The following is a 6,679-nucleotide window of genomic DNA, read 5'->3' on the forward strand; positions in this document are numbered from 1 at the left end:
TCAGCCGTGACAGCTCGCATTCTCGTGGCGGACGACGACCCGAAGCACTCCCAGCTCATCCGCCTCTACCTCGAACGGGACGGCCATCAGGTCCTCACTGTCGGTGACGGCCGCGCGGCGCTGGAACAGGCCCGTGCCCGCCGCCCCGACCTGGTCGTGCTGGACGTCATGATGCCGCTGGTCGACGGTCTCGACGTGTGCCGCATCCTGCGCGCCGAGTCGAACGTCGCGATCCTGCTCGTCACCGCCCGCTCGTCGGAGAACGACATGCTCCTGGGTCTCGACATCGGCGCCGACGACTACCTCACCAAGCCGGTCAGCCCGCGCGAGCTCACCGCCCGCATCCGGGCACTGCTGCGCCGCACCGGCGCCACCGACGGGCCGTCGTCGGTCCTGACAGTCGGTGGCCTCGAGGTCGATGCAGGTCGTTTTGAGGTACGCGTGAACGGCGAACCCGTCATCCTCACCGCCAAGGAGTTCGGCATCGTCGAGCTGCTCGCCCGCGAACCGGGCCGGGTCTTCACCCGCGGGCAGATCATCGACAAGACGTTCGGCTTCGAACAGGAGGTCTCGGAACGTACGGTCGACGCGCACGTCGTCAACCTGCGCCGCAAGATCGAGGCGAACCCCGCCGAGCCGCGTTACGTGCAGACCGTCTACGGCCGCGGCTACCGTATGGCGGAGCAGTGAGTTTCCGGCTGCGCATCTTCATGCTGGTCATCGGCGTCGCCGTCACCGCCATCGGCGCCACCGCGTGGCTGACGCTCAGCCTCGCCTCCCGTCAGTACGAGAATTCCCAGCTCGACGCCAACAAGCGCCGCACCGAGATCATCGACGCGGTGCAGAGGTTCGGCCTGCTCCACGGCGCCTGGCCCGGTCTCGACGTCGTCGTCGCCGACCTGTCGCAGCGGACCGGCCTGCACATCCAGCTGCGCACCGAGACCGGCGACATCGTCGTCGACTCCGACACCATAGAGAGCCGCGTCTCGGGTGTCGTCCAGGCCGCCGCCGTCGGCGTCGACCCGCGCCCCGTGCTCCCGAGGCCCGGCAAGATCGACGCGGGCATCGAGACGAAGTTCCGGACGATCATGCCCACCGACCTGTTCGGCCCGGACCCCACCGACCGGGTCAACGGCTCGCCCGCGGCGATGATGGTCCGCAAGGTCGCCCAGTACCGCGCCGCCCTGGTCATGGTCCGCTGCGTCGCCGCCGACGACCCCTCCCAGGACGCAGCCCTGCCTCTGGCCGAGACGCCGTACATCACCCCCGCCGAGCTCGCCAGATACCCGGCGTGCCGCAAACAGGCCGAGGCCAAGGTCCTCAACGACTCCTACTGGCTCCTCGACATCTGGGACCAGTACCACAACTGCACCCGCGACGGCGAGGTCCAGGCCGAACGCCGCCCCGGTTGCCTCTACTCCACGTTCACGTACGGCGTCACCACGTCCTCCGCCGTACCCCTGCAGCTCTATCTCGGCGCCAAACCCGGCACCGACATCACCCAGCTCGGCCGCCCCGCAGCCCTCGGCCTCTTCGGCCTGGTCGTCGTCGCCCTCGTCGGCACCGCCCTGATCGCCCGCCGCGTCAGCCGCCCGGTCGCCCGCATCACCGAAGCCTCCCGCCAGCTCGCCGACGGCCGCCTCGACGTCCGCGTCCCCGCCCGCGGCACCAGCGAACTCGCCCGCCTCTCAGCCTCCTTCAACGCCATGGCCGAAGCCGTCCAACGCAGCGAGGAACGCCAGCGCCGCCTCGTAGCCGACGTCGCCCACGAACTACGCACCCCGCTGTCGAACCTGCGCGGCTACCTCGAAGGCCTCCAGGACGGCGTCGTCGAACCGAGCAAGGAACTCTTCGCCTCCCTCCACGAGGAAACCCTGCTCCAACGCCGCATCCTCGACGACCTCCAGGTCCTCGCCCTGGCCGAAGCCGGCGACCTCAAATACACCAAATCCCCGGTCGACCTCGCCGACCTGGCCGCCGGCGGCGTCACCGCCCACCGAGCGGTAGCCGCCGAAGCAGGCGTCGCCTTCACCGTCGACACCCCAGCCCCCGTCATCGTCGAGGCCGACGCCGACCGCCTCCGCCAGGTCCTCGGCAACCTCCTCACCAACGCCATCCGCTACACCGACCGCGAAGGCCACGTCCTGGTCCGCGTCCGAGCCCACGACACAGAAGCAATCCTCACCGTCCAGGACACCGGCGTAGGCATGACCGCCTCCGACCTCACCCGAGTCTTCGACCGCTTCTGGCGAGCCGACCCCGCCCGCCAACGAGCCACCGGCGGCACCGGCCTCGGCCTCACCATCGCCCACCGCATCGTCACCGACCACGGCGGCCGCATCGAGGTAACCAGCAAACCCCACCTCGGCACCACCTTCACCGTCCACCTACCGTTGTCGCCCCCATAACCCAAACCATCAACCCCACCAGAGTGACCCGCCACGACCAACCACCCGCGAATGCCCTTTACCCGTGGAACCAGGCGCACCTCACTCAATCTCCCTCACGAACTTCCACGAATACTCCCCGGCCCGCGCTCAACTGTCTCAAGCCGCACAAAAATGTGTGCCCAGATTAATTCTTTACCTATCTTCCAGCACTCCCCGAACTCCATGAGCACCTCGGCGGTAGATAAAGCGTCTATGAGAAATATCAGCGTTCGCCCTTATCGCAGGTCTGGCGTCTCGCACCCAGCCAAAGATGCGATTACTGTCCCGATCTGAATACGGTCGCATTACTCCGAGCCGATCAACCTGAAACCCGTATCCGTGTCGCAGCTCGCGCCGGGCCATCGAGCAGCGCTCAACATGTCGCGCCCGATAAACCCTGGCCGACGCCGACGCCGACGCCGACGCCTCAGGCGGAGGCCGCGCTGCCTCCGGGCTCGCCGCAGCAGTAGCCGCAAGTGACAACGTCTCCACCGAGGCTCTACTCAGGGGTGGCCCCTGCGGGCTTCGACCTGGTCTGTCGGCGCTCGGTTGATGTGGCTGCTGCCTTTCCCCTGCGGGCCTGGGTGCACGCTTCGGTGTTGGCTGCCGCCGGAGCTGCGGGTCCGGCTGCTCCGGACGTGACGCCACCGGGATCGCGTCGGCTCGCCCGGTGGGGTGCGGCCGTCGAGCCGGCGCCGGTCCGACTTTCTCGAGGCGGGCTGGACGGGCACTCTGCGTTGACGGTGATCGGGACGGCGGGCTAGCTGCGCGAGTGTGCCCCACTTCGGCTGGTGCAATTTTGGCCACGCGAGCCTGTGACGCCGAAGCTGGTCCGGGTGCTGTGGCGCTGGCCGCATTGGCTGTGCTGACCGCGCGGGTTCGCGGCGTCGAAGCTGGTCCGGGTGTTGTGGCGCTGGCCGCATTGGCTGTGCTGACCGCGCGGGTTCGCCGCGCCGAAGCTGGTCCGGATGCTGTGGCCTTCGCCGCGCGGGTCTGTGGTGCCGAAGCTAATCCGGATGTTGCCGCGGTTGCCGCGGTTGCCGCAGTGGCTGTGCTGGCTGTGCTGGCTGCGCGGATTTGTGGCGCCGAACCTGGCTCGGGTGCTGTGGCCTTGGCCGCAGGGGTCCGTGGCGGTGCCGCCGGTCCGGGTTCTGTGCCGTTGGCTGCGCGGGGCTGTGGCGTTGACGCTGGTGCGGGCCGCGTGGAACTACCCGTGGGAGGTTGTCGCGCTGGGGCCGGTCGGGGTCCTGCGACGGTGGCGGAGTGGGGCGTCTGGGTGGGGGCTGGTGCGGTTGGCGTGGGCATGGGCTGCCGGGGGACGGTGGCGGTTGCCGGGGTAGTGCGGGGGTGTGGGGTTTGTGGCGGGCGGGGCACTCGTGCGATCTCATCCCAGGGGATGCCGCTTCTGTGAAGGTAGGGGTTTCCTTCGGCAGCGCGTTGCTGGCGTAGGCGTTCGGTGTGCAGGCGGTATTTGCCCCACGCGCGGCGGTACTCGTGCTCGCGGCGGAACTCGTCGCGGGCTGCGGAATAGTTGCGCGACCGCGTCCTGTCGCGCATTGCCGCTACCTGTGCCGCATCGAATATCTGCAACTGTCCCATGCGCCAATAATCCTCCGCCAATCATGATCGTTTCCACTCCGGAGCAGAGTTGATCATGCCAATTTGATAAGCCGTATGAAGACGTGATCTGGGCAACAGGGGCGGCAGGGAACGGGGTGGCTCGGGTAGGTTGATTGGTAGCTTCCGCAGTGAATCAACGAGACCGGGGATCTATTGAGAGCACCAAGTTGAGGAGAGGGGCAATTTAACGAGAACATCAATGTAAGAGCGCAGAGAACCGCGCATTCAGTTACCGTGCGGTGACATTGCGAGAGGCTTCCTGTCGCGGCCGTTTGCCTCGGCTGCCGCGATACCACGGTCGATGGATGCGACATGCGGTAGTGGAACCGGGATGAGGCGGCCGGGGCTGCGGACACCCGAGCACCCGGTGCGGCCGTGGCCTTCATGCACCTGGCCGGTCCATCATGACGGCCCGAGGGTTGCCCCTCGCCGGCGCCGTCCCGCCTACCTGCACAAAGGCCCCGACAACCCGGACGCGCGCGGTATCCGTCAAACTTCCGCCCCGGCTGCTCGCTCGGCCAGGTCGCTCGCTCGGCCAGGTCGCTCGCTCGGCCAGGTCGCTCGCTCGGCCAGGTCGCTTACTCGGCCAGGTCGCTTACTCGGCCAGGTCGCGCAGACCCTGTTCCCAGCGTTGTTGCCGCTGCTCAGGGTCCTGCTCCCACCAGGGGGTGCCGCGTTCACCGAGCGCGACCTTCGCCGCCTGCACCCGGGCGCGTGCGGGCGCAGGGTCCTGGCCCGACCGCGTTGCCGCGCCGACATCTCGCCGGGCCGCCATGAGGGCCCGCCGCAGGGTGGCGTTGATGTCTTCCGGGATGGTGGGATCGGTTGCGCGCCAGCGGCGGCCGTTGATGACGACGAAGTGGCCGTCCGCGGTCATGACCGGGGGTTCCTTGCTTGCCATTGGGATCACTGTCGCACGAGGGCGGTCTCCGATGGCGTTTCTGTCACACCCGGGCGCCAGGTTTCGGCCATCGCACCGGCGCCCGGCCCTGGGAAACCACGTCGACGGGGTGCGCGCCGGCCGCGTACGGTCCGGGTCGTGTCCCGAAGATCATGGGCCAGCCTCGTCGTGGCGCTGGTCTGGCTGCTTTTGCTCTGGCCGGTGACGGCGATGGTTTCGCTCGTCGTGCGTAACCCGCTCCTGGGCTCCCTCTCGCTGGCCGCCGCCGTCGCGATGGTGGCCCTCGGCGCGCTGGGTAAATCGCTGATCATGGACCGGATCGTGGACCGGCGTACGTTCCCGTGGGGCCTGATGGGTGCGGTGGCCAGTTACCCCAGCCTCGACGGCTACCGGGAGTTGCTCGCCGCGATGCTGGTCACCCGGGACCGCACCACCCTCACCCAGCTCGGGTGGCACCCCGCACTGGCCCACGACCTGATCCGTCACGCCCGCCTCGGCCGGCTGAGACCCGAGATCAAACCCTTCAGCATTCGGGTACGCCGCCGGCGCGACCCCCTCGCCTGGGCCCTCGCCAGCCTCGACACCGACGGGTACGTCCGGGAGGCCGCCGTCACCGCGATGGCAGCCCGCCCCCGCCCCGAATTCGTGCCGTTCCTGGTCGAACGGTCCCTCGACTGGGTGCCACCCGTCCGCGAGCGTGCCTTCACAGCGCTGAGCACCCTGCTCGCCACCCACCCTTCGGTGTACGGGCCGCTGGTGCGCCTCGAACTCCCGCGGATCGAGCGGCGCAAGGGTGCGGGGCGGATCGTTTCTGTCGTACCCGGGCGCTAGGTTCTCGTCGTGAGTTCGAACATCGACGACTTCTACCGTGACGTCGCCACCATCGCCCTGGCCGTGGGGGAGAAGCACCGGTTCGTGCTGGGCGGGGGTGTCGCGTGGCTGGTGAACGGCCTCGTCCGCCGCCCCACCGAGGACATCGACCTGTTCACCGACACGGCGGGCGCGGTCGAGGCCGCCGCGGCCGATGTGACCGGGGCCCTCACCGCGGCGGGTTACCAGGTGTTCCGCGAGGTGGCCGACGAGATGTTCGAAGGCATGGACGAGGACCTGCGGGAGTATCACGTCGCCGACGGCACCAGAGCCCTGCGCCTGACCCTGACCCGCCTCGACCGCCGCCGCGCGCCCGTGGTGATGGAGGTCGGCCCGGTCATGCACCTCGACGACCTCGTCGCCTCCAAGGTCGCGGCCCTGGTCAACCGTCGCGAGGTCCGCGACTACATCGACGTCGCCGCCGCGCTCGAACGCTACCCACTGGAGCGGGTCCTGGAGCTGGCCCACGCCCTCGACGACACCCTCGACCCCGAGGACATCGCGGACGCCGGCCGCTACCTCGACCGCCTCGACAACGCCCGCTTCGCCGTCTACGGCCTCTCCGAACCCGACGTCACCCGCCTGCGTGAACGCCTCGCCACCTGGCCCCGCACGATGTAGCCGCACATGCCGCCGGAACCCCGCACCCGATCCCTCACGGAGCGGCCCGGAGGCGAGACGGTTTCTCAACGCCACCCACAAGCGCTGGCGGAGTCAGATTTTGCAACTGTCGGAATGATCCGGTTGCAGTAGGTGGCGAGGGCGGCAGGATCTGGCCACGGGGCACGAAGTCGCGCCGCAACCGGCTGGGCCGCAACCGGCTGGGCCGCAACCGGCTGGGATGCGACACCTGAGGCCG

Annotated in this window: 5 protein-coding genes; 4 read left to right on the forward strand and 1 reads right to left on the reverse strand. The window is 68.9% G+C overall.

The window, feature by feature from the left end; genetic code table 11:
- The first annotated feature begins 6 nt into the window (after positions 1 to 6).
- Complete coding sequence (locus Aco04nite_RS46960) at positions 7 to 690, forward strand: response regulator transcription factor (protein WP_275411711.1); 684 nt, start codon at positions 7 to 9, stop codon at positions 688 to 690.
- Positions 687 to 2,408: a sensor histidine kinase gene (locus Aco04nite_RS46965; protein WP_213003655.1), complete on the forward strand. Its 1,722-nt coding sequence runs from the start codon at positions 687 to 689 to the stop codon at positions 2,406 to 2,408. Before Aco04nite_RS46960 ends, Aco04nite_RS46965 begins: the two co-directional genes overlap by 4 nt.
- Before the next feature lie 2,236 nt (positions 2,409 to 4,644).
- Here the strand turns inward: Aco04nite_RS46965 and Aco04nite_RS46970 are convergent.
- Positions 4,645 to 4,950: a hypothetical protein gene (locus tag Aco04nite_RS46970; RefSeq protein ID WP_213003656.1), complete on the reverse strand. Its 306-nt coding sequence runs from the start codon at positions 4,948 to 4,950 to the stop codon at positions 4,645 to 4,647.
- Between the two features lie 138 nt (positions 4,951 to 5,088).
- Between Aco04nite_RS46970 and Aco04nite_RS46975 the strand changes: the two genes are divergently transcribed.
- Positions 5,089 to 5,781: a hypothetical protein gene (locus Aco04nite_RS46975; protein ID WP_213003657.1), complete on the forward strand. Its 693-nt coding sequence runs from the start codon at positions 5,089 to 5,091 to the stop codon at positions 5,779 to 5,781.
- A 9-nt stretch (positions 5,782 to 5,790) separates the two neighbouring features.
- The gene (locus Aco04nite_RS46980) at positions 5,791 to 6,441 is read left to right on the forward strand and encodes a nucleotidyl transferase AbiEii/AbiGii toxin family protein (protein ID WP_213003658.1); all 651 of its coding nucleotides are present in this window, start codon (positions 5,791 to 5,793) and stop codon (positions 6,439 to 6,441) included.
- Positions 6,442 to 6,679 lie beyond the last annotated feature (238 nt).

This window comes from Winogradskya consettensis, from assembly GCF_018332715.1.
Lineage (GTDB): Bacteria > Actinomycetota > Actinomycetes > Mycobacteriales > Micromonosporaceae > Actinoplanes > Actinoplanes consettensis.